The sequence below is a fragment of the Rhodococcus sp. ACS1 genome, from assembly GCF_002300155.1.
Classification (GTDB): Bacteria; Actinomycetota; Actinomycetes; order Mycobacteriales; family Mycobacteriaceae; genus Rhodococcus_F; species Rhodococcus_F koreensis.
The window spans coordinates 831,650-854,542 of the sequence record NZ_NSDZ01000001.1; the positions used below are offsets into that span (position 1 = coordinate 831,650).

The 22,893-nt window shown below is 69.1% G+C and carries 23 protein-coding genes; 9 read left to right on the forward strand and 14 right to left on the reverse strand.

Annotation, left to right across the window (positions count from 1 at the left end; genetic code table 11):
* Window positions 1-12: 12 nt before the first annotated feature.
* The 4 genes from infB to rimP all read right to left on the reverse strand — a co-directional run bounded on the left by infB (window position 13) and on the right by rimP (window position 5,041).
* Window positions 13-2,937 (reverse strand): translation initiation factor IF-2, encoded by a 2,925-nt coding sequence (gene infB / locus CJ179_RS03955; protein WP_072937878.1) that lies wholly within the window; start codon window positions 2,935-2,937, stop codon window positions 13-15.
* Between the two features lie 105 nt (window positions 2,938-3,042).
* Window positions 3,043-3,396 carry a YlxR family protein gene (locus CJ179_RS03960; protein WP_095860736.1) on the reverse strand — a complete coding sequence of 118 codons (354 nt, stop codon included), beginning with the start codon at window positions 3,394-3,396 and terminating at the stop codon, window positions 3,043-3,045.
* A gap of 44 nt (window positions 3,397-3,440) precedes the next feature.
* Window positions 3,441-4,472 (reverse strand): transcription termination factor NusA, encoded by a 1,032-nt coding sequence (gene nusA / locus CJ179_RS03965; RefSeq protein WP_095860737.1) that lies wholly within the window; start codon window positions 4,470-4,472, stop codon window positions 3,441-3,443.
* Window positions 4,469-5,041 (reverse strand): ribosome maturation factor RimP, encoded by a 573-nt coding sequence (gene rimP, locus CJ179_RS03970; protein WP_072937875.1) that lies wholly within the window; start codon window positions 5,039-5,041, stop codon window positions 4,469-4,471. The genes nusA and rimP overlap by 4 nt, the downstream gene beginning before the upstream one ends.
* Before the next feature lie 197 nt (window positions 5,042-5,238).
* Here rimP and CJ179_RS03975 point away from each other — a divergent pair, with 197 nt between their 5' ends.
* From CJ179_RS03975 to CJ179_RS03990, 4 genes are all read left to right on the forward strand, one after another.
* Window positions 5,239-5,766 (forward strand): hypothetical protein, encoded by a 528-nt coding sequence (locus CJ179_RS03975; RefSeq protein WP_072937990.1) that lies wholly within the window; start codon window positions 5,239-5,241, stop codon window positions 5,764-5,766.
* On the forward strand, window positions 5,763-6,206 hold the full coding sequence (locus CJ179_RS03980) for a ferritin-like domain-containing protein (protein ID WP_095860738.1): 444 nt from the start codon (window positions 5,763-5,765) through the stop codon (window positions 6,204-6,206). The genes CJ179_RS03975 and CJ179_RS03980 overlap by 4 nt, the downstream gene beginning before the upstream one ends.
* Before the next feature lie 98 nt (window positions 6,207-6,304).
* Window positions 6,305-6,790 (forward strand): nuclear transport factor 2 family protein, encoded by a 486-nt coding sequence (locus tag CJ179_RS03985; RefSeq protein WP_095860739.1) that lies wholly within the window; start codon window positions 6,305-6,307, stop codon window positions 6,788-6,790.
* Window positions 6,787-7,614 (forward strand): SDR family NAD(P)-dependent oxidoreductase, encoded by an 828-nt coding sequence (locus CJ179_RS03990; protein ID WP_095860740.1) that lies wholly within the window; start codon window positions 6,787-6,789, stop codon window positions 7,612-7,614. Before CJ179_RS03985 ends, CJ179_RS03990 begins: the two co-directional genes overlap by 4 nt.
* Window positions 7,615-7,624: 10 nt before the next feature.
* Here the strand turns inward: CJ179_RS03990 and CJ179_RS03995 are convergent, their stop codons facing one another.
* Together CJ179_RS03995 and CJ179_RS04000 are read right to left on the reverse strand one after the other, a co-directional pair.
* Window positions 7,625-8,473 (reverse strand): ABC transporter permease subunit, encoded by an 849-nt coding sequence (locus CJ179_RS03995; protein WP_095860741.1) that lies wholly within the window; start codon window positions 8,471-8,473, stop codon window positions 7,625-7,627.
* The gene (locus CJ179_RS04000; protein ID WP_095861054.1) at window positions 8,470-9,408 is read right to left on the reverse strand and encodes an ABC transporter ATP-binding protein; all 939 of its coding nucleotides are present in this window, start codon (window positions 9,406-9,408) and stop codon (window positions 8,470-8,472) included. The genes CJ179_RS03995 and CJ179_RS04000 overlap by 4 nt, the downstream gene beginning before the upstream one ends.
* Before the next feature lie 73 nt (window positions 9,409-9,481).
* On the opposite strand from CJ179_RS04000, the gene CJ179_RS04005 reads away from it, so the two are divergent.
* On the forward strand, window positions 9,482-10,696 hold the full coding sequence (locus tag CJ179_RS04005; protein ID WP_257015316.1) for a sensor histidine kinase: 1,215 nt from the start codon (window positions 9,482-9,484) through the stop codon (window positions 10,694-10,696).
* A complete protein-coding gene (locus CJ179_RS04010; protein ID WP_095860742.1) occupies window positions 10,693-11,361 on the forward strand; it encodes a response regulator transcription factor in 669 nt (222 codons plus the stop codon). Before CJ179_RS04005 ends, CJ179_RS04010 begins: the two co-directional genes overlap by 4 nt.
* Before the next feature lie 17 nt (window positions 11,362-11,378).
* Here the strand turns inward: CJ179_RS04010 and CJ179_RS04015 are convergent, their stop codons facing one another.
* Entirely contained in the window at window positions 11,379-12,824 is a 1,446-nt protein-coding gene (locus CJ179_RS04015; RefSeq protein WP_095860743.1) for an MFS transporter, read from the reverse strand.
* 103 nt (window positions 12,825-12,927) lie between these two features.
* On the opposite strand from CJ179_RS04015, the gene CJ179_RS04020 reads away from it, so the two are divergent.
* Both CJ179_RS04020 and CJ179_RS04025 read left to right on the forward strand, forming a co-directional pair.
* Window positions 12,928-13,527 (forward strand): TetR/AcrR family transcriptional regulator, encoded by a 600-nt coding sequence (locus tag CJ179_RS04020; RefSeq protein WP_072937867.1) that lies wholly within the window; start codon window positions 12,928-12,930, stop codon window positions 13,525-13,527.
* Between the two features lie 57 nt (window positions 13,528-13,584).
* On the forward strand, window positions 13,585-14,232 hold the full coding sequence (locus CJ179_RS04025; RefSeq protein WP_072937866.1) for an FHA domain-containing protein: 648 nt from the start codon (window positions 13,585-13,587) through the stop codon (window positions 14,230-14,232).
* Here CJ179_RS04025 and CJ179_RS04030 read toward each other — a convergent pair whose 3' ends face one another.
* The 5 genes from CJ179_RS04030 to CJ179_RS04050 form a co-directional block, all read right to left on the reverse strand.
* Window positions 14,233-15,192 carry an alpha/beta fold hydrolase gene (locus CJ179_RS04030; protein ID WP_095860744.1) on the reverse strand — a complete coding sequence of 320 codons (960 nt, stop codon included), beginning with the start codon at window positions 15,190-15,192 and terminating at the stop codon, window positions 14,233-14,235.
* A 375-nt stretch (window positions 15,193-15,567) separates the two neighbouring features.
* Window positions 15,568-15,867: a hypothetical protein gene (locus CJ179_RS04035; protein WP_072937864.1), complete on the reverse strand. Its 300-nt coding sequence runs from the start codon at window positions 15,865-15,867 to the stop codon at window positions 15,568-15,570.
* 126 nt (window positions 15,868-15,993) lie between these two features.
* Window positions 15,994-16,407: a hypothetical protein gene (locus CJ179_RS04040; protein ID WP_174705457.1), complete on the reverse strand. Its 414-nt coding sequence runs from the start codon at window positions 16,405-16,407 to the stop codon at window positions 15,994-15,996.
* A 135-nt stretch (window positions 16,408-16,542) separates the two neighbouring features.
* Window positions 16,543-18,273, reverse strand: a complete 1,731-nt coding sequence (locus tag CJ179_RS04045) for an acyl-CoA dehydrogenase family protein (protein ID WP_095860745.1) — start codon at window positions 18,271-18,273, stop codon at window positions 16,543-16,545.
* 68 nt (window positions 18,274-18,341) lie between these two features.
* Window positions 18,342-20,087, reverse strand: coding sequence for a proline--tRNA ligase (locus CJ179_RS04050; RefSeq protein WP_095860746.1), 1,746 nt, complete (start codon window positions 20,085-20,087; stop codon window positions 18,342-18,344).
* 56 nt (window positions 20,088-20,143) lie between these two features.
* Here CJ179_RS04050 and yaaA point away from each other — a divergent pair, with 56 nt between their 5' ends.
* A complete protein-coding gene (gene yaaA, locus CJ179_RS04055; RefSeq protein WP_095860747.1) occupies window positions 20,144-20,887 on the forward strand; it encodes a peroxide stress protein YaaA in 744 nt (247 codons plus the stop codon).
* Window positions 20,888-20,943: 56 nt separating this feature from the next.
* Here the strand turns inward: yaaA and CJ179_RS04060 are convergent, their stop codons facing one another.
* Together CJ179_RS04060 and CJ179_RS04065 are read right to left on the reverse strand one after the other, a co-directional pair.
* Entirely contained in the window at window positions 20,944-21,336 is a 393-nt protein-coding gene (locus CJ179_RS04060; RefSeq protein ID WP_072937859.1) for a universal stress protein, read from the reverse strand.
* Window positions 21,333-22,892 carry a tripartite tricarboxylate transporter permease gene (locus tag CJ179_RS04065; protein ID WP_072937858.1) on the reverse strand — a complete coding sequence of 520 codons (1,560 nt, stop codon included), beginning with the start codon at window positions 22,890-22,892 and terminating at the stop codon, window positions 21,333-21,335. The genes CJ179_RS04060 and CJ179_RS04065 overlap by 4 nt, the downstream gene beginning before the upstream one ends.
* Window position 22,893: the final 1 nt, after the last annotated feature.

Genomic DNA, 22,893 nt, shown 5'->3' on the forward strand with positions numbered 1-22,893 from the left:
AACGGATGGCGACTAGTCGCGCGGCTTTTCCCGAAGCTCGTAGGCCTCGATGACGTCACCGACCTTGATGTCGGAGTAGGTGAGCGTCAAACCGCACTCGTAACCCTCGCGTACCTCGACAGCGTCCTCCTTCTCCCGCTTCAGCGAGGAGATGGTGACGGTCTCGGCGACAACCGTGTTGTCACGCAGCAGCCGGGCCTTCGCATTGCGACGGATGGTACCCGAGGTGACGAGGCAACCGGCAATGTTGCCGACCTTGGACGAACGGAACATCGCGCGGATCTCCGCCTTGCCCAGCTCGACCTCTTCGTAGATCGGCTTGAGCATGCCCTTGAGAGCCTTCTCGACCTCGTCGATGGCCTGGTAGATCACCGAGTAGTACCGGATGTCGACGCCCTCGCGGTTCGCCAACTCGGTCGCCTTGCCCTCGGCGCGCACGTTGAACCCGATGATGATCGCGTTCGACGCAGCGGCCAGGTTGACGTTGGTCTCGGTGACGCCACCGACACCGCGGTCGATGACCCGCAACTGCACCTCGTCGTCGATCTCGATGCCGTGCAGCGCCTCTTCCAAGGCCTCCACGGTTCCCGAGTTGTCGCCCTTGAGGATGAGGTTGAGCTGCGACGTCTCCTTGAGAGCCGAATCCAGGTCCTCGAGGCTGATGCGCTTGCGACTCTTCGCGGCCAGAGCGTTGCGCTTCCGCGCATTGCGCCGGTCGGCGATCTGACGGGCGATGCGGTCCTCGTCGACCACGAGCAGGTTGTCGCCTGCACCGGGGACCGACGTGAAGCCGACCACCTGGACGGGACGCGAGGGCAGGGCCTCGAGCACGTCGTCGCCGTGCTCGTCGACCATGCGGCGCACACGTCCGTATGCGTCGCCGGCCACGATCGAGTCGCCGACCCGCAGCGTTCCGCGCTGGATGAGCACGGTCGCGACGGGGCCGCGTCCACGGTCGAGGTGAGCCTCGATGGCGACACCCTGAGCGTCCATGTCCGGGTTGGCCCGCAGGTCCAGGGCGGCGTCCGCCGTCAACAGCACTGCTTCGAGCAGCGCGTCGATGTTGGTGCCCTGCTTCGCCGAGATGTCGACGAACATGGTGTCTCCGCCGTATTCCTCGGTGACCAGTCCGTACTCGGTGAGCTGCTGCCGGATCTTGTCCGGGTTCGCGCCTTCCTTGTCGATCTTGTTCACCGCGACCACGATCGGCACGTCGGCCGCCTGGGCGTGGTTGATCGCTTCCACCGTCTGCGGCATGACGCCGTCGTCGGCGGCGACGACCAGGATCGCGAGGTCGGTGGCCTTGGCACCACGGGCACGCATGGCCGTGAAGGCCTCGTGACCGGGGGTGTCGATGAACGTCACGAGACGCTCGTTGCCGTCGAGCTCGGTCAGCACCTGGTAGGCACCGATGTGCTGCGTGATGCCGCCGGCCTCGCCCTCACGGACGTTGGCCTTGCGGATCGTGTCGAGCAGTCGGGTCTTACCGTGGTCGACGTGGCCCATGACGGTGACCACCGGCGGCCGGGACTCGAGGTCCTCTTCGCCGCCCTCGTCCTCGCCGTAGGTGAGGTCGAAGCTGTCGAGCAGCTCGCGGTCCTCGTCCTCCGGGCTGACGACCTGGACGACGTAGTTCATCTCGCCGCCGAGCAGTTCCAGCGTCTCGTCGTTGACCGACTGGGTCGCCGTCACCATCTCGCCGAGGTTGAACAGTGCCTGCACCAACGCTGCGGGGTTCGCGTCGATCTTCTCCGCGAAGTCCGACAGGGAAGCACCGCGGGCGAGGCGAATGGTCTCGCCGTTGCCACGGGGCAACCGCACGCCGCCGACGGCGGGCGCCTGCATGGAATCGTATTCCTGGCGCTTCTGCCGCTTCGACTTGCGACCACGACGCGGGGCGCCACCGGGACGACCGAAGGCACCTGCTGCCGCACCGCGCTGACCGGGGCGTCCACCGCCACCGGGACGACCGCGGAAACCACCTGCGGGTGCTCCGCCACCGGGCGCGCCTGCGCCGGCACCGGGTGCTCCGCCGCCGCGGTATCCACCGCCGCCGCCACCGGGACGACCGCCGGGGGCTCCGCCGGGACGGCCGGGACGACCGCCGGGAGCGGGACGTGCCGAACGAGCGGGCATCGCGCCCGGGTTGGGGCGAGGAGGCATCGAGCCGGGGCTGGGACGGGGTCCACCCTGACCCGGTGCCGGACGGGGACCGCCCTGGCCGGGAGCCGGACGGGGTCCACCCTGACCGGGAGCCGGACGAGGTCCGCCCTGACCCGGTGCCGGACGAGGTCCACCCTGGCCGGGAGCCGGACGGGGTGCACCCGGACGCGGCGCGCCGGGAGCGGGACGGGGTGCCGGACGCTCGGCCGGAGCCGAGGAGTACGGGTTGTTACCGACGCGCGGGGGCTTCGGGCCGGGACGGGGTCCGCCGGGCTTGGCGCCCGTGGACGGAGCCGCGGGAGCACTGGCCGCCGCCGGGGCGGCCGGGGCTGCGGGTGCGGCCGGAGCCGGGGCGGCCGGGGTGGGGCGACCGGGCTTGGGAGCATTGCTCGCCGGTGCGGCCGGGGTGACTGCGCTCGCTGCGGGTGCGGCCGGTGCCGGGGCCTGAGCCTCGGGAGTGGGCGCGGGTGCTGCTGCAGCGGGTGCGGCCGGAGCCGGGGCTGCCGGCTTGGGGCCGGGACGGGGTCCGCCCGGCTTGGCCGAGGTCACGGGGGCGCTCGGCGCGGGCGCGCCGGGCTTGGCAGCCGGACGGGCTGCGGAATCGGCCGACTTCGCCGACGGGAAGGACTCCCGCAGACGCCTGGCGACGGGCGCCTCCACTGTGGAGGACGCCGACTTCACGAACTCGCCCTGCTCCTTGAGCGTTGCGAGTAGTTCTTTACTTGTGACACCGAGTTCTTTAGCCAACTCGTGCACGCGGGCCTTGCCTGCCACTGCTCTCCTCACTGATGAGGTCGAGCAGGAGGCTCCCCTGAGAGGGGCCCGCACGACCTCGGGTTATCTCCGATGGACGATCATCGCTGGTGCTTCACGGTGTGCTCATGAGTGCTTGTGCCTGTTCTGTTCGAGAGGTACTGCTCTGGGTGGGTGCCCTGCGCGTACCCAGTGGTCGACTTCTGACGTGTCGACACTTCCGGACACTCGCAGCGCTCTGCCGAATGCTCGGCGTCGTTCCGCGAGACTCAGGCAAACCTCGACGGGGTGCAGCCACGCACCTCGACCGGGAAGCCTGCGCCTCGGGTCCGGGGCGAGAACATGACCTTGCGGCCCGCTCTCACTAACCACAACCCTGAGCAGATCGACAGCCAGCGCGCGCTCCCTACATCCTATGCATGTTCGGACCGGTGAACCGGTAGGAACGCGCGCGGAATAGGGATGCTCATGCTGAACCATTGACCACTCTACCGCCGACTTGCCCCGATCTCCGCATTCCCGGCTCAACGAGTGGTCGCGGCGGGTCCGCCTGCCGACTCGGGAGCGGGTGCGGCGTCACTGCGGATATCGATTCGCCACCCGGTCAAGCGCGCAGCAAGACGGGCATTTTGCCCTTCCTTGCCGATGGCGAGGGACAGCTGGAAGTCGGGGACGACGACACGCGCGGCCCGGGCCTCCGGATCCACGACAGTGACGGAGACCACTTTCGACGGTGACAGCGCGTTGCCGACGAACCGGGCCGGGTCGTCGTCGAAGTCGATGATGTCGATCTTCTCGCCGGCGAGCTCACTCATCACGTTGCGCACCCGCTGACCCATCGGCCCGATGCATGCGCCCTTCGCATTCAGCCCCTGCACCCGCGACTGGACGGCGATCTTCGACCGGTGGCCTGCCTCCCGGGCGACGGCGATGATCTCGACCGAGCCGTCCGCGATTTCCGGAACCTCGAGCGCGAACAGTTTGCGCACGAGGTTCGGGTGGGTGCGCGACAACGTGATCTGCGGCCCGCGCTGTCCGCGGGCGACACCGACGACGTAACACTTGAGCCGCTCGCCGTGTTCGTAGTTCTCCCCGGGCACCTGCTCGGCGGGCGGGATCAGGCCCTCGGCGCCGCTGGCCTCGCTCCCGATCCGCACCACGACCATGCCGCGCGAGTTCGCCCGGGTGTCGCGCTGGATCACGCCGCCGACGATCTCACCCTCATGGGTGGAGTACTCGCCGAAGCTCCGCTCGTGCTCGGCGTCGCGCAGCCGCTGGAGAATGACCTGGCGCGCGGTGGTCGCCGCGATCCGGCCGAAACCTTCCGGGGTGTCGTCCCACTCCTCGCCGACCATGTTGCCGTCGGAGTCGACGTCGTGCGCCATCACCCGCACGATGCCGCTCTTGGTGTCGACGTCGATCCGGGCGTGCTGCTGATGCCCCTCGGTGTGCCGGTAGGCGGTGAGCAGCGCCGTCTGGATGGTCGAGATGACGGTCTCGATCGAGATGCCCTTGTCGGCTTCGATGGCGCGTAGCGCCGCAATGTCGATATTCACTTGTCCAGCCCCTCTACTACTTCTTCATCTTCCGACGCGTCTGCGTCCGCAGGTGCCACGCGACCCTCGGGTATTCCGCCGGCGAGTTCCAGCTCCCTCGGGTCGGGTTTCGAGAATTCCACCTGCACAACAGCTTTCTGAATGTCCGGGAGCGCGATGCGCCGAACGTCCGGACCGGTGCGCGAGCCGATCACCACCGCGACCGAGTCGCCGTCGAGGGCCCCGATCCGGCCCACGACGGTCTCGTGCGCGAGGTCGATCCGGGCCTTGCGGCCGCGGGCCCGCTGCCAGTGCCGCTCGTGCGTGAGCGGCCGGTCGATGCCGGGAGACGTGACCTCGAGCGTGTACGGGGACTCCCCGAAATCGGACACCGAGTCGAACACCTCGGAGATCTCGTGGCTGAGGTTCGCGACCGCGTCGAGTTCGAGCCCGGCGTCGCTGTCCACCATGATCCGGACTGCGCTGTGCCTGCCCGCGAGGGTGACCGCAACGTCCTCCAAGTCGTAGCCCTGGCGTTGGACCAGATCGGAGATGAGCTCCGTCACCCTCTCCTTGGATGGAACCGGCATCGGGGAAGCTCCTCGTTTCAGTTGTCGCTCGTCGTGTGTCGTGGTCTGCAGGTCACCGTGCCGCACAGGGCAGCACCTCGAACCCGTCGCGACGGGTTCGAGCATCTAAGAGTAACGCCGATTCGAGGCGCCCGTGACCAGCCCCGGTGCTCGATTCCCGGGATCGCGGCCCGACCTGGCACCATGGACCGGTGCTCATGCCCACCGTCTCCCGGCCCCCGACATCCGGTCCGGCCGTGTCCCGGCGCACCGCTCTCCGGTTCGCAGCAGCCTCCGCGTTCGGCGTCGCGAGCGTCCCCGTGCTGGCGGGATGCGCAGACGGCGAGGACGCCGACACCGAGGTCGATTCACTGGTCGCGCAGTCGCGTCTGGCGCGTCGCGACGCCGCGGGCGCGGCGGCGACCATCGCACTACTGCCCGACCGCGGCGCGGCACTCGAACTCGTCCGCGCCCAGCGCACCGCGCACGCCGACGCGTTGGACGCCGAAATCGCCAGGGCCGCGGGAACTTACCCGGACGGCACCGCGCCGACCACATCCGCTCCCCCGTCGGCGACACCGACCGCACCCGCGCCTCCGCCCGGTCTCGAGCAATTGCGGGCCGACCTGGCCGAGTCGCAGCGCAGTGCAGCCGACTCGGCACGCGCGCTGACCGCGTACCGCGCGGGACTGTGTGCGTCGATCAGCGCCGCGTGCGGAACGTACCTGGCGGTGGTGCTGCCGTGACGACACCCACCGAAGCCGAGAGCAGGAGCCTCGGCGACGCGCTGGCCGCCGAACATTCCGCGGTGTTCGCCTACGGGGTGGTCGCCGCCTTCTCGAATCCCACGCGGGCGGCGCAGGTGGCCACCGCCGCCGCGGCCCACCGGGCCCGCCGGGACGAACTCCTGGACACGCTGACCGCGGCGGGTCTGACGGCCCCGGCCGCCGAAGCGGGCTACACGCTGCCGTTCCCGGTCACCGACCCGATCACCGCCGCGCAACTCGCGGCCCAGGTCGAGGCGGACACCGCGGTCGCGTGGCGGGCGGTCGTCGAACACGGCGAGACGGCGGACACCCGGACGCTCGGAGTGACCGCGCTGACCGACGCCGCCGTTCGGGAGGCCACCTGGCGGGTGGCACTCGGAACCGATCCGGTGGTCGACCCGTTTCCCGGCCAACCCTGACACGGAGGTTCCCGCCCACCGGGATTGTGCCCCCACCCGGCGCGCTCCCGGCTTAGCGTCTCTCCCGACACACTGAACGGCAACGGGAGGACGGCGGCGTGGACGAACGCTCGGTGGAGCAGCGTGTGGCGGACCTGGAGCGGGTGACCGCGATCAAGGCCCTCAAGTACCGCTACTGGCGAGCGTGCGACGGCAAGGATCCGGACGCGTTCCGTGCCTGCTTCGTCGCGTCCGGGGCGTCCGTCGACTTCGGCCCCCTCGGCCGGTTCGACGACGCCGACCGGCTCACGGACGTCTTCCGCAGGATCGCGCTCCACGAGGTGGACGGCAAGCACGTGATCCTGGACATGCACCACGGCTTCCATCCGGATATCGTGCTGCGCGGCGACACCGAGGCGACCGGTACGTGGACGCTGCAGTTCCGCCAGGTCGATCTGCTGAAGCGGACGGAAACCGTGTCCGCCGGCGAGTACGACGACGCCTACCGCTTCGAGGACGGCGAATGGCGAATGTCGCGATGCCACTTCACCACTCGATGGTCGATCACCCGCCCGCTCACCGAGGACACGGTGGTCGTCCAGTGAGCGCCGGGGTAGCACTGGTCACCGGGGGAAGCCGCGGCGTCGGCAAGGGCGTCGCGACCGCGCTGGGGGCCGCCGGGTGGACTGTCTACGTCACCGGACGCGGCCCGGTGACCGCGGACAGCCCGCTGTCGGCGTCCGCGCGGGCGGTCACCGACGCCGGGGGCACCGGCATCGCGGTGGCGTGCGATCACCGCGTCGACGAGGAGGTGCACGCCCTGTTCGCCCGGATCTCGGACGAGCAGTCAGGCCGACTCGACCTGCTGGTCAACAACGTGTGGGCCGCCCCCGCGGGATTCGGCGGGTTCAGCACACCGTTCTGGGAACGGCCCCTCGGCGACTGGGACTCGCTGATCGGCGTCGGACTGCGCGCCCATTACGTCGCGTCCGTGGAGGCAGCGCGGTTGATGGTGCCCCGGCGGTCCGGGTTGATCGCGAACATCTCGTCGTTCGGGACCCGGGGACATCTCCACTCGGTGCTCTACGGCATGTCCAAGGCCGGGTTGGACAAGATGGCCAGCGACATGGCGGCGGAGCTGGCTCCGCACGACGTCCGTGCGGTCTCGCTGTGGCCGGGCATCGTGCGCACGGAGATGATCGTCGCCAGCGGGATGGAGACCATTGCCGGCTTTCCCGTGGCGGACGCCGAGTCTCCCGAGTTCGTCGGCGAGGTGATCTGCGCCCTCACCGCGGACCCCACCCTGCCGGACCGCAGCGGCCACACCTTCGTGACGGCGGAGCTGGCCGTCGAATACGGCATCACCGACACGCAGGGCCGCACCCCGCCGTCGCACCGGGAACCGTTCGGCGGCGGTCCCCTGTTCTGAGCCGTGGCCGTCAGTTCACGTCACGGCGGCGGACGAGCCAGATCGTGCCTGCCGCGAACGCGGCGACGTAGGCGGCCAGGACGAGCACCGACGTGCTGCCGTCGAGGATGTTCAGGACTCCCGGGGTGGTGTCGCCGCCGAAGTCGCGCAGTGAGCCTGCCAGCGAGCCCGCGGCGGTGCCGGGGAGGAAGTCCGTCACCACCGACACGGTGTCGAGGACGGCGGCGACTCCGCGGAGCAGGTTTTCGACCACCAGCACCCACACGAGGCCGAGACCGACGGACAACGCGGGCCCCCGCGCGAGGGCGCCGACGAGGACACCCGCCGCGGTCCACATGGCGAGGATGAGCATCCCGGAGGCGAGCGCCTTCAGCATCGCCGAGGCGGCAGGCAGATTCGCCGGTTCCGATTCGACCGCGGCGATGACGGTGGCCACCCCGACGTCGACGGCCGCCACGGTGAGGACGAGTCCGATCACCACGGTCAGCAGCGCGAGGAGGGTTCCGGCGAGCGCGGCCGATCGCGAAGGGCCCTGGGTGAACACGGTCTTCCACGTCCCCCACCCATAGCCGCTGCCGATGGTGAGCGCGCCGAGGATGAGCATCAGCGCACCCCCGAACATGGCCATGCCCTGGGTGAACACCTGGGGCACCGCCGAGGGCAGCATCTGCGCGAGCAGCACGTCCGGGGGCGCCGACGACGCCATGTCGGTGGTGCCGCCGGTCTTGAACGTGATGTAGTTGAACAGATAGACGAAGACCAGGTTCAGCACGATCCACGCGGCGAGCAGCACCCACATCGACGGCCACTTCCGCAGTCGGAGAAGCTCTGCTCGCGTGCCGGCGATCACTGCATTCATGACATTCTCCTCGGTTCGTTGCTCGCCGTGCGGTCGCCGGGATTGCTGTCGGACGTCATCGCGAAGAAGACGTCCTCGAGCGATCGCTCCCGCCGGGACAACTCGTACAGGTCGATTCCCGCGTCGACGAGAACACGGGCCACCTTCGGGGCCAGTTCGGGCGACACGGCGACGGCGAGCGCGTCACCCACTGTGTCGACGACGTCGCGCCCCAGCAGTTCCGCGAGCACCGCCGCGGCCCGTTCCCGCGGATCGGCGCGTACCAGCAGGCTGGTGCCGCCGCGCAGTTCGGCGACGGTGGACTGCGCGATCAGCTCGCCGCGTGAGATCACGCCGACGCGATCGCAGATCTCCTGCACCTCGCTGAGCATGTGGCTGGACAGCATCACGGAATGCCCGGAATCGGCGAGTTCGACTATCAGTTCCCGCATCTCGGCCATCCCCGCCGGGTCGAGACCGTTGGTGGGTTCGTCGAGGATCAGCAGATCGGGTTCGCCGAGGAGTGCGGCCGCGACACCGAGTCGCTGCTTCATCCCGAGCGAGTAGGTGCGGAACCGGTCGTGTCCGCGATCGCGCAGGCCCACCCGGTGCAGCGCGGATTCCACCGCATCGTCCGGCAGCCGGCGGTATCTGCTCAGCACCCGCAGGTTGTCGCGCCCGGACAGGTAGGGGAAGAAGCCGGGGCCTTCGATCAGCACACCGGTGCGCGCCGCCACCGCGCTGTCACCGGGTGCGCACCCGAAGAGCGTCGCGGTCCCGGAGGTCGGCCGGACGAGGCCCGTGAGCATGCGCAGTGTGGTGGTCTTGCCTGCGCCGTTCGGTCCGAGGAACCCGTACACCTCGCCCGCCCGCACGGTCAGGCTGACGGCGTCGACCGCCGCGTGTTCGCCGTAGCGTTTGGTCAACCTGTCGGTGACCACGATGTCGGAAGTCATGGCTCCAGCCTCGGCCCCGCGGACGGCGCGCACATCCGCCTGCGCGCGTCTTCTCGCGTACGTGCCGCGGACGATGACAGCGTCGCCGGATCGGGTCTACGTTCGGGTGGTGCACACCGACCGGAGGGACACGTCGATCGCCCCGCGGGACGTCCTGATCGCCCTGGGCGTCGCAATCGTGCAGGTCGTCGGCAGTGTCGGCGCCAACCACAACCAGTCGTGGGCGACGCCGCTGGACGCGGCGGGCTTCGTGTTGCTGGTGTGCGGTCCGCTCGCACTGCTCTTCCGGCGACGGTCGCCGGTCACGGTCCTGCTCGTCGTCCTCGCCGTCACGGTCCTGTACGTCGTCCGGGGTTACGGGTACGGCCCGGTGTTCCTGTCGCTCGTGGTCGCGTTCCTCGGCGCGGCGACGGCCGGGTCGCGCTGGCGCACGTATCCGATCCTCGCGGTCGGTTACGTGCTGATCGTCTTCGCCGTGCCCGCCGTCTCGGCCGCCGAGGCTCCGTCGCTCCTCGCCCTCACCGGCATCGCGGCCTGGCTGCTGGTGCTCCTTGCCGCCGCCGAGATCATCCGTCAGCGCCGCGGGACGCTCGACGCCCACAGGCAACGCGCCGAGGCGGCGCAACGCAGCACCCTGGACGAGCAGCGCCGCCGGGCCAGCGAGGAGCGGCTCGCGATCGCCCGCGAGCTGCACGATGTTCTGGCACACAGTCTTTCGCTCATCAACGTGCAGGCGTCGGTCGCACTCGAGCTGTGGGACAGCAGACCCGAACAGTCACAGGAGGCACTGTCCGCGATCAAGGTCGCGAGCCGTGACGCGATCGGCGACGTCCACGCGCTGCTGGCATCGCTGCGCGGCGAAGACAGCCCGCCCACCGCGCCCACCGCCGGGATCGGGGACCTGGACGGTGTGGTCGAGCGTGCCCGCGCCGCGGGTCTTGCGGTGACGACGATCGTCGAGGGCGCACCGCGGCCGTTGCCCGCCGTGGTCGACGTCGCTGCCGCGCGCATCGTGCAGGAGTCGCTGACCAATGTGGCCCGCCACTCCGGCGGCTCGTCGGCCGATGTCACGGTGACGTACTCGCCCACGTCCGTCCGCGTCCGGATCGACGACGACGGACGGGGCCCGGACGGCGCGTCGGCCGGTGGCGGCGGCAACGGCATCCCCGGCATGCGGGAACGCGCCCGCGCCCTCGGCGGTGAACTGACCGCCGGGAGCGGGCCGGGTGGCGGCTTCCGGGTGCAGGCGACGCTCCCCCTCGGGCACGACATGGTTGACCGGGCATGACGATTCGCGTACTCGTCGCCGACGACCAGGCCCTCGTGCGGGCGGGTTTCGCCGCCCTGCTCGACGCCCAGCCGGACATCACCGTGGCCGGTCAAGCCGAGAACGGCGAGCAAGCGGTGAGCCTGACCCGGACGCTGGTTCCCGACGTCGTCCTCATGGACATCCGGATGCCGGTGCTCGACGGACTGGAGGCGACCCGGCGTATCGCCGCCGATCCCGCGCTGTCCGGCGTGCGGGTGGTGGTGCTCACCACGTTCGAACTGGACGAGTACGTCTTCGAGGCGATGCGCGCGGGGGCGACGGGTTTCCTGGTCAAGCACACCGAACCCGCCGAACTGGTGCGGGCGGTCCGCGTGGTGGCCGACGGGGATGCCCTGCTGTCGCCGTCTGTGACGCGGAAACTGGTCGCGGAGTTCGCGACCCACGCCAAACGGCCGCCGCACTCCAGCCGCCTCGACGACCTCACCGATCGTGAACGCGAGGTGATGCTCCTGATCGCCGAGGGCCTCACCAACGCCGAGATCGGCTCGCGACTGTTCCTGAGCCCGGCCACCGCCCGCACGCACGTCAGCCGGATTCTGCTGAAACTCGGCGCCAGGGACCGCACACAACTGGTGGTCATGGCGTACGAGTGGGGCCTGGTCCGGCCGGGCTGGCAGGACTGACGCCCGGTCCGGCCCCGTCACGTCGACGCCAGGACCGCCTTCGACCGTCCCGGCATGAGGGCGGCGGCGACGACCGCGACCGCCACGGATCCGGCTCCCACGTACAGCGCCGGCGCGAGGGCGTCGATGTACCCGGTCGGTGTGAGGCTGCCGCCCGCACCGAGGAACACCGCGGTCAGCAGCGCGATCCCCAGCGCGACTCCGATCTCCCGGAGCGTCGCGTTGGTCGAACTGGCCGTGCCGTGGTCGGCCTCGGGCATGTCGGCGAGGACGGCGGTCGCGTTGGGGGCGAACGTCAGACCCATTCCCGCGCCGGCCATCACGAACGCCGGAACCATGCTGCCGTAGGTGGCGCCGGGAACGATGAGCGACGCCATCCAGAGCAGTGACAGTCCCTGCAGCACCAGTCCGGTGACGAGGAGCGTCCGGACGCCCAGCCGAGGCGCGAGCAACCCCGCGATCGGCGCCACCACCATGGGTGCCGCCGTCCACGGCAGCGTCCTCAGGCCGGCCTCGAACGGGGAATACCCCATGACGATCTGGAGGTACTGCGACAGGAGGAAGACGGCACCCATCATTCCCAGCGTGAACGTCAGCCCGATCACGTTGGCCAGGGAGAACTGACGGGACCGGAACAACCGCAGCGGCATCACGGGAAACGGTGTGCGCAACTCGCGCACCACGAACGCCGCGAGCAGCACCACCGCTGCGACGAGGGCACCGAGAACCGTGGCACTGGTCCAGCCGTCGTCGTTGCCGTGCACGATGCCCCAGACTCCGAGGAACACCGCGGCCCCGGCCAGTACGACGCCGAGCGGATCCAGCGATTGCCGCTTCCCCTTCGACTCGCCGAGCGCGTAGAGCGCCAACGGGATCGCGACCGCGGCGACGGGAACGTTGATCCAGAACACGGCCTGCCACGACACCCCGTCGACGACGGCGCCGCCGATCACCGGGCCGAGAGCGATTCCGAGCCCCGAGACGCCGCCCCAGATCCCGATGGCGAGGGCCCGCTTGGCGAGCGGCACGGCCCCGGCGAGCAGGGTGAGCGAGAGCGGCATGATCGCGGCCGCGCCGACACCCTGGACGGCCCGCGCCGCGATCAGCATCTCGGAGGTGGTCGACAGCGCCGAGGCGATCGATGCCAGCGCGAAGAGCACTATGCCCCAGAGGAATACACGCCGGCGCCCGAGCCGGTCGCCCAGCGCCGACAGCGTCAGCATCAAGGTCGCGAAGGCCAGCGTGTAGGCGTTCAGGAACCACTGCAACTGCCCCACCGACGCATTCAGGTCGCGTTGGATCACCGGCAGGGCGCTGGTCATCACGAGGTTGTCGAGGGTGGCCATGAACATCGGGATCGAGGCGGCGGCGATCGCCAGCCACACCGGCACCGTCCGGCCGCGGAGATGCCCCGGGGGCGGCGCCGCCGATTCGTGGTCGAGGCGTTCGGAGAGTGTCGTCATGACGGGACCTCACATCCGAGTCGTGGGTAGAGGAAACCAGAAGTTGTAAGCATCAGATGATTACTTATTTCGGAGACTAGTAATCAACTGATAACATGTCAACATGGCCTCGCCCGTGAAACAGACCCGCATGAGCGCGACGGAACGGCGTGAACTCGTACTGGCCGCCGCCTCCCGCGCGTTCGCCAGGGACGGCTATCACGGCACCAGCACCGACGCCGTCGCACGCGAGGCCGGGGTGTCGCAGCCGTACGTGGTGCGCATGTTCGGTTCGAAATCGCGGCTGTTCGCCGATGTCTTCGACCGCGCGATGTCCCGGATTCTCGAGACCTTCGAACCCTGGTTCGACGGTGTCGCCGCCGACCCCGAGAACGACGAATCGTGGCTCCCGATGGGCGTCGCGTACACCGAATTGCTCGAGGACCGCGACCTCCTGCTCGTGATGATGCACGGCTTCACGTCCGGCGCGAACCCGGAGATCGGCGCACTGGCGCGCGACTGGATGTCCCGGCTCTACACACAGATCCGCACACGCACCGGCTGCAGCCCCGAACGGGCCCGCACCTTCATCGCCAACGGAATGCTGCTCAACACCCTGCTCGCCATGCAGGTACCCGAACATGCCGGGCAGGATCCGGCGCTCGAGGAACTCGCCGTGTGCGCATTCGGCAACACCCTGGACGCCGCAAGCTCCGAGAACTGATCCGTGATCGGCGATTTCCGCTCTTGATCTTGCTCATCGGACACACGGCGGGGCACGATGGAAGCGTGCGGAAGGGGTGTAGCCGTGGACCGAGCCGTTGAGTCTCGACTGAGCTATTCCGACAGGGAGGGTCACCACCACACCGTGGACCTCTCCCCCACTTCCGCGCGCGTCACGATCGGACGGTCGCCCGGCTCCGATCTACTCCTCACGGAGGACGACGAGGTCTCGCGACTCCACGCCGTGCTCGAATGCGTCGGCTCGCACTGGACCATCCTCGACGACGGACTCTCCCGTAACGGCACGTTCGTCAACGGCGAGCGACTCGCGGGCAGGCGCCGGCTCCGGCAGGGCGACAGCATCCGCATCGGCGGAACCAAGATCCGGTACCTGGAATTCGGCGGCGCTCTCGACGAGGCCACCCGGATGGGGACCGACATGCCCGACGTCCGGTCCCTGACCGACACCCAGCGGGCGGTCCTCACGGCGCTGTGCCGGCCGTACAAGCACGGCGCCGCGTTTGCGAATCCCGCGTCGAACCAGCAGATCGCGCAGGAGTTGTTCCTCAGCGTCGACGCGATCAAGACACATCTGCGCGCATTGTTCGCGAAGTTCGGCGTCGGCGATCTCCCGCAGAATCAAAAGCGGGTCAGCCTGGCCGAGCGGGCCATGCGCAGCGGCATCATCAACGAGCGCGATCTCTGATCAGCACGCGGCCATCAGCTCGCGGTGCGCGGCCGTCTCACCGTGGGCGATCCGCTCGACGAGGCCGATGATGGCGAGCGCGACGTCGGCCGCACGTTCGAGGATCACCGAGTGACCGGCCCCGTCGACGCTCACGAGCTCCGAAGCGGGGAGCTTCGAGGCCATCGCGACCGAATGCTGGAGCGGGGTGAGCATGTCCACCGAACCGCACAGGATCAGCGACGGGATGTGAGCTAGCGCGGCGAGGGAGTGCCGCTCGTCGAACCCGAGCAGGGATTCGAGGAAGCTCGACATGGTGACGACGGACGTGGTGTTGGCCATCGCCGCGACCAGTGCGGCCAGGCGAGGGTCGACGACCCGGTTGCGGGCGCCTGCCGCGCGGGCGATCGCCGTGCAGACGGTGCGACCCACCCGCTTCGATCCGTGCACGACCCGCGGTACCCGTCGCACCGCGGTGCGGAACAGCGACACTGCCGGGCTCCGCAGGTGCCGACCGAGACCGGCCTCGGCGAGATCGCACGCCGCGGTGGAGATCAGGGCCATGCCCACGACCCGCGAACCGATGGTGTGCGGGTTCTGCCGCGTGTAGGACAGCGCCGTCATCCCGCCCATCGAGTGCCCGACGAGGACGACCGGACCGTGCGGTGCGACGGCGTCGAGGACGGAACCGAGGTCGCGGCCGAGCTGATCGATCGTGTAGGTGGCGGCCGGCGCCTCCCCCGACTCACCGTGCCCCCGGTGATCGTAGAAGACCATGCGAACATCGTTGCGCCAGAAGCGGACCAGCTGTTCGCGCAGTGCCCACCAGGATTCGGTGCGCAGGCAGTGACCGTGGACGAACACCACCGTGGTGGCCGCGTCGGGCGAACCGAACTCGCGAACAGCGAGCGGGACCCCGTCGTCGGTCCTGACCGTGAGGCGACGACCTTCGTGCTCATGTGCAACCGGGGTGTTCGTCATGATGGCCTCCTCGGTTTCTTCGCTCGCGGCTGGTGAAGCGTTACGTTCTTGCTTGTCCCCTACTCTGCCGCGCACCGTCGGCACCAACCAGGACCCCCAGTGGTGGCCACCGCACCCGGAGGTGTCGCGCATTCCACCCCTGGGGTGGGTGGACACGGGCATGCCGGAGATCCCCCTCGGCGAGGGGGCATCCGGCAACGAGTGCCGGCGCGGAAGAACCCCGGACTCTTCCCCTCGTGAGTTCCGATTCCGGGGTCCTCACCGCGACGAAGCAACCGGTCCGGGTCGCTCGCGACTGGAGGGGTGTTCTCTGCTGCCGATTCAGGATGCGGTGTCCGGACGGGCACCACCAGGCACCCCGGGGTGGGGAACCCGTCACCCCCAGGGAAGGCCCGCGCCGCCTTGTCCGCCGAAGTCGTGGCCGCCGACGCTCGTTCCGCCGGGCCCGGCCTTGATCCCGTCCACCGCGATCGGCCCGACATGGGGGCCGCCGATGTCGACGTTGCCGCCCTGCGCGTTCGGTCCGGGAGCAAGGGTGCTCACGGAGGGATCGTCGGAGGGGGCGTCCGGTGCCGCCGACGCGATGCCCGCGCCCGCCGCGAGGACGAAGAACGCGGCCGCGACGGCGGCACCCGTGCGTGTGAGGACAGTGGAGAAGCCGAAGGAAGTCGACATGGGAAAGAACCTTTCGCAGTGCGTGGCAGGGGGCGGGAGTAGTCGGTATGGCATGGCGCCGAGGGGCCGGCACCTGGCGGTGTCGACCCCTCGGGTGTTCAGCGAGATCGAGCGATCACGACTCGGTCAGAAGCAGAAGACGAACCCGCAGTTCTGGGTGTTGTCCGTCGTGGTCGTGTCACCGGCGCCCGCGCCTCCGTTCGCGGAGCCACCGTTCGCATCCCCGGCATTGCCTCCATTGGCATCCCCGGCGTTCCCGCCGTTTCCTCCGTTGCCACCGTTGCCGGCGTTCTGGGGACCGGTCGTGGTACCCGGGCTGCCGATGACCGGACCGCCCAGCACGACGTTTCCACCGGAGCCGTTGCCGCCGTTGCCGCCGGCACCGCCCTGAGAAGTGCCGCCGTTGCCACCCTGCGAAGTGCCGCCCGGTGCCGTGCCGCCGTTACCACCCGGATCGGCGGAGGCGATTCCCGCTCCGGCCGTGAGGGCGAAGCCCGCGATCGCGAGAGCGGAAAGGGTGCGCTTGAAGGTGTGTGCCATGTGTGGATCTTTCTGTGGGGGTGGGGTTTTGCTTGCCACATAAGAATGCGCTGAGAGCGCCCACCCGGACAGATACCCCAGGGGGCGCAAGCGGCACCCCGAGGGATGACGCCGCCCCACCCCGTGGAGCCGTGCCTACGGCCGCATTTCGTACGCCCCGTCGTACCCTTCCACCTGCGCCCACACCCGCGAGAATCGTTCCGCGTCCACGACGGGCCGGCGGATCGCGCCGAGCGCCCACTCCTGCTGAGCCTCGGTGGCGGACGATTTACCGTGCAGCGCAACGGCATAACCGGAGAAGTCGCGAATCTGGAAGTCGAAGATCTGGTCGATCAAGTCGCGGTCGATGCCGGCGATGCCGGCCTGCTCGAGAATCAGGTGCCCGTAGACCACGAGCGAGAACAGGTGCCCAAGGTCGAGCAGGAAGTCGAGGTCCTTCTGCTGGTCGGCGTCGGGCGGGGCGGTGGTGAGCAGTTCCCGCAGCGCCGTCGCCTGCTCGTGGAACCGCGCCACGTTGGGGACGTCCGAATGCGCCTCGTACACCGTCGTCCAGTCGTGGAACTGGATCTTGCCCGCACCTCGGGTCGGTCCCTGGGCCCAGAAGAAGGCGTCGTCGGCGGCGTCGATCCTGGTGCCGATCTCCGGGTACTCCGCGGGGTTGAGCAGGTAGTTCGGCATGAACTTCAGGATCAGACCGACGTTGACGTGCACCGTGCCCTCGAGCTTCGGCAGGGTGCCGATCAGCTGGGCGGCCTCCCGGAAGTAGGTGTTCTTCTCGTAGCCCTTCGCCGCGATCACGTCGTGCAGGAGCGCGATCACCTTCTCCCCCTCGGAGGTGACCTTCGCCTTCGTCATCGGGTTGAACAGCAGGTACCGGCGGTCGTCGAGACTGGCGCTGCGGAAGTAGTCGACGGAGCGGGCGCTGAACAACTTCATCGCGACCAGCCTGCTGTACGCGTCGACGAAGTTGCCGCGCACGTGCGGGAAATCGGTGACGGGGTTTCCGTACAGAATCCTGTTGTGCGCGTGGGTGATCGACTCGTAGAACGCGTGCTCGGAGATACCGATGGAACCCGTGCACAGGTTGAACTTGCCGACGTTGACCGTGTTCAGCGCGGCCTCGAACGCGGCGACCCCGGTGTGCAGGATGTCCTCTTCCCGCACCGGGTAGTCCTCGAGCCGGAACGTGCTGACATACATCTGGCCGTGCACCACGTTGCCCTGCAGGTGGTACGCCGGGTGGCGGCTGTCCGCGACGAAGAAGACGTAGCCGTCGCTGCCCTCGACATCGGTGCGCCTGCCGAACACCGACACCATGCCCGCGACGTTGCCGTTGCCGATGTAGTACTTGTCTCCGCTCGCGGTGAACGCGAGATCCGGGTCACCCTCGGCGGGAGTCAGCAGCATATCCGTCGAGTAGACGTCCGCACCGTGTTCCCGCTCCGACAGACCGAACGCCAGCACCCCGCCATCGTCGAGGAGCCTCGCAGCGCGATCCTTCGCCGCCCGGTTCCCGCTCATCCAGATGGGGCCGAGACCCAGAACCGTCACCTGCCACGCGTACCAGTACGCCAGCCCGTAGAACCCGAAGATCTCACTGAGCGCGGCGTTGCGTGCGGCATCCCAGCGTTTACCCGGATCGCCGCCCGCCGACTCGGCAGGCGTGAGGAACGTGGCGAACAGCTTCTCCCGTTTCACGAACTCCAGGAAGTCCTCGGGCCAGACCGCCTCGAGATCATCCTCGAGGAGCCGCTTCTTGCCCCGCGACTCGAACCACTCGATCAGCGCCCGCAGCAGTCTGCGCGTCTCCGGATCGAAATGCTCGGGATCGTAGGAGTTCGGATCGAACAGCAGGGAGTTCGTCACAGCAGGCCTTTCGTCCGGACGTGTCAGGCCAAGCTAACAGTCCGGACGAAAGGCGTGGGGCGGTTTGATCAGCCCCTGACGGTCTTGACGATCTCGCTCAGCGCGGACTCGGCGGCCACCTCGCGGCTCTCGCCGGTGAAGCGGTCCCGCACCTCCACCTTGCCCTCGCCCCAGCCGCGGCCGACGACCACGACCAGCGGGACACCGAGCAGTTCGGAGTCCTTGAACTTCACGCCCGGCGACGCCTTGCGATCGTCGAGGATGACCTCGAGACCGGCCTTGTCGAGGTCGGCGGCGAGTCCCTCGGCGCCTTCCCGGGCGGTGTCGTCCTTGTTGGCGATCACCACGTGCACGTCGGCGGGCGACACCTCGGCCGGCCAGCGCAGGCCCTTCTCGTCGTGGTGCTGTTCCGCGATCACGGCGACGAGACGGGAGACGCCGACGCCGTAGGACCCCATGGTGGGCCGGACAGGCTTGCCGTTCTCGCCGAGCACGTCCACGGAGAACACGTCGGTGTACTTGCGACCCAGCTGGAAGACGTGACCGATCTCGATGCCCCGCGCCGCGACGAGTTCACCGGCGCCGTCGGGTGACGGGTCGCCTCCGCGGACCTCGGCGGCCTCGATGGTGCCGTCCGGGACGAAATCGCGGCCCGCGACGAGCCCGACCACGTGCTTGCCCTTCTCGTCGGCACCGGTGATCCAGCTGGTGCCGTCGACGATGCGGGGATCGACGAGGTACCGGACACCGTTGGCCTGCAGCGCCTTCGGTCCGACGTACCCCTTCACCAGGAACGGGTTGGCCTCGAAGTCCGCCTCGGTGAGCAGTGCGAACTCCGCGGGCTCGAGCGAGGCGCCGAGACGCTTGTCGTCGACCTCGCGGTCGCCGGGGACACCGATGGCGAGCAGTTCCCACTTCCCGCCGGGCTGCCGGGTCTTGACGAGGAGGTTCTTCAGCGTGTCCGCGGCAGTGACGGTCCGGCCCAGGTCGGCGTCGTTCGCCCACGCGACGAGCGTCGCGATCGTGGGAGTGTCCGGCGTGTCGTACACCTTCGCGGCGGGCAGTCCGTCGAACGGAATCGGCTCGGGAGCGAGCGTCTTGACGGCCTCCACGTTGGCGGCGTAGCCGGACTCCAGGCAGCGGACGTACGTGTCCTCACCGATCTCGCTCTCGGCGAGGAACTCCTCCGACGCGCTGCCGCCCATCGCCCCGGACGTCGCCGACACGATCACGTACTTGACGCCGAGCCGGGCGAAGATCCGCTCGTACGCGTCGCGGTGCGCCTGATACGACTCGGTGAGCCCCTCGTCGGTGAGGTCGAAGGAGTACGAATCCTTCATGACGAACTCGCGGCCGCGCAGAATGCCGGCCCGCGGGCGCTCCTCGTCGCGGTACTTGGTCTGCACCTGGTACAGGGTGACCGGGAAATCCTTGTACGAGTTGTACTCGCCCTTGACGGTGAGCGCGAACAGTTCCTCGTGGGTGGGTCCGAGCAGGTAGTCGCCGCCCTTGCGGTCCTTCAGGCGGAACAGTCCGTCGCCGTACTCGGTCCAGCGGTTGGACGCCTCGTACGGTTCCCGCGGCAGCAGCGCGGGCAGGGAGATCTCCTGCGCACCGATGCCGTTCATCTCTTCCCGCACCACCCGCTCGACCTCGCGCAGCACGCGCAGACCCAGCGGCAGCCACGAGTAGACACCGGGCGCGATTCGACGCACGTAACCGGCGCGGACCAGCAGCTTGTGGCTGGCGACCTCGGCGTCGGCGGGGTCGTCGCGCAGCGTGCGGAGGAACAGGTGGGACAGGCGGGTAATCACGGGATACCAGAATAGTCGGCTGGGACGAGGCCGGGCGCGTCGGTAGGGTTTCGTGCGTGCTGGTGCTACTTCCTCCCTCCGAAACCAAGTCCGACGGCGGCGCCGACGCGCCCCTCGACCTGGCCGAGCTGTCCATGCCGCAGCTCACCGAAACCCGTGAAATGCTGGTCCAGGCGCTGGTGACGCTCGCCGCGGACGGGGAGGCGTCGCAGCTCGCGCTCGGCCTCGGCCCCACGCAGGCCGACGAGATCGAGCGCAACGCCAAACTGTGGGTCTCCCCCACCCGGCCCGCACTCGAGCGCTACACGGGTGTGCTGTTCGACGCGCTCGACGCGAAGTCGTTCACCAGGGCGCAGAAGTCCAAGGCGCTGTCGCGGCTCGCGATGGGGTCCGCACTGTTCGGCGCGGTGCGCGCCGGTGACCTGATCCCCGCCTACCGGCTGTCGGGCGGGTCGAAGCTGCCCGGGCTGAGCACCCTCCGCGCGTTGTGGAAGCCGGAGCTGTCCCGGGCGATCACGGCCGAGGCGGACGGTCTCGTCGTCGACCTGCGCTCGGGGACGTACCAGCAGCTCGGTCCGATCCCCGAGGCGGTGATCGCCACGGTTCTCACGGAGAAGCCGGACGGCACCCGCACCGTCGTCAGCCATTTCAACAAACACCACAAGGGTCTGCTGGCCCGTGCGCTCACCGTGTCCCGTGCCGAACCCCAGGACGTTCGCGGGGTGGCGCGGGTGGCGTCGAAGGCCGGACTGCGCGTCGAGGTGGCGTCAGACCGCGAGCTGATCATCCTCACCGACTGACCGCCACCCGTGAGTACTTGTTAACCGCGGGCGGTTAACAAGTACTCACGGGTGCGTCAGCGCTCGGCGGGCTTGACGGCGAGGACCGGTTTGCGGCAGGACAGCAGCAGCCGCTGGGCGGTGCTTCCCATCAGCAGCTTCCCGACGGGGGTGCGGTCGCGGATGCCGATCACGAGCAGTTCCGCGTTCGGCGCCGTCATCGCCTCGAGGATCACGTCGACGGTTTCGTCCCCGACGATCTGCCGGACCTCGTGGTCGATTCCGCTCGCGGCCAGTTTGCCTTCGAGTTCCTGCAGGTGTGCGTTGTCGGCGAACGACTGATCGGCGAGGGAGTCGCCCTTCGACGAGTTGATCACGAGCAGCGACGTTCCGCGCAGCTGCGCCTCCGCGACGCCGTGTTCGAGGGCCGCCCCTCCGAACTGGTCGGGGGTGTATCCGACGACGATCATGCGTGTGCCTTCTCTCTTGTGTCGGTGGAGTCGCCGCCGGCCGGTCCGTCGGGGAAATCGGGGGCCGCAACGGGGTAGTGCGCGCGGACGACCTTGGCGACGAGGGGTGCGATGAGGAGCACGGCGATCACGATGTAGACGATGATCGCGACGGGCTCGGTGAACAGGCTGCCCCAGTCGCCGCCGCCGAGTTGCAGGCTCTGCCGCAGTTGCCGTTCGATGCGCGGCCCGAGGATGACGCCGATGATCAACGGCAGCACCGGCAGCCCGAACCTCCGCATCATCAGACCCAGCAACCCGAACGTCAGCAGCAGCGCCAGGTCGAGCCATTGGAGGTTGACGGCGAACGCGCCCAGGGCGGCGAAGAACAGGATGCCCGCGTACAGGTAGGGGCGCGGGGTGCGAAGCAGCTTCGCCCACAGCGGCGCGAGCGGAAGGTTGAGCACCAGCAGCAGGAAATTGCCGATGAACAGACTGGCGATCAGTGTCCAGATCAGCAGCGGTTCCTTCTCGAACAGGGTCGGGCCCGGCTGGATTCCGTACGACACGAAGGCCGTCAGCATGACCGCGGCCGTGGCGTTGGTCGGCAGACCCAGGGAGAGCATCGGCACGAGCGTGCCTGCCGCCGACGCGTTGTTGGCGGCCTCGGGGCCTGCGACACCCTCGATGGCGCCCTTGCCGAATTCGTCCTTGTGCTTCGACAGCTTCTTCTCGGTGATGTAGGAGAGGAACGTGGGCAGTTCGGCGCCGCCCGCGGGCAGCGCACCGAACGGGAACCCGTAGGCGGTGCCCCGCAGCCACGGCTTCCAGGAACGCTTCCAGTCGCTCTTGCCCATCCAGGGCCTGCCGACGGGGATGACCTCGGCCGGTTTGCGACGGAGGTGCGCGGCGACCCAGAGGGCCTCGCCGAGCGCGAACACGGCGACCGCGACGACGACGATGTCGATCCCGTCCGACAGCTGCGGGATGCCGAACGTGGCACGCGGCTGGCCGGTGAGGAAGTCGATGCCGACCAACCCGATCGCGAGACCCAGGAGCAGGGAGATGCAGCCGCGGAGCTTGGAGGTTCCGAGGACCGCGGTGACGGCGACGAGAGCGAGCAGCATGATCGCGAGGTAGGACGGCGCACCGAGGGTGACCGCGAAACTCGAGACGGCAGGCGCGAAGAGCACCAGGAGCATCGTGCCGATGGACCCGGCGACGAACGACCCGATCGCGGCGGTCGCCAGGGCCTGCGCGGCCCTGCCTGCTCTCGCCATCTTGTTGCCCTCGATCGCCGTGATCACCGAGGAGGACTCGCCCGGCGTGTTCAGCAGGATCGACGTCGTCGACCCGCCGTACATGCCGCCGTAGTAGATGCCGGCGAACATGATGAACGCGGCGCTCGGGCTGACGTTGTAGGTGACGGGAAGCAGGAGGGCGACGGTCATGGCCGGTCCGATGCCCGGGAGCACACCGACCGCCGTGCCGAGCAGGACGCCGATGCAGGCGTAGAGCAGGTTCATGGGGGTGGCCGCCTGCTCGAACCCCTGCAGCAGCCAGTTCAGATTGTCCATG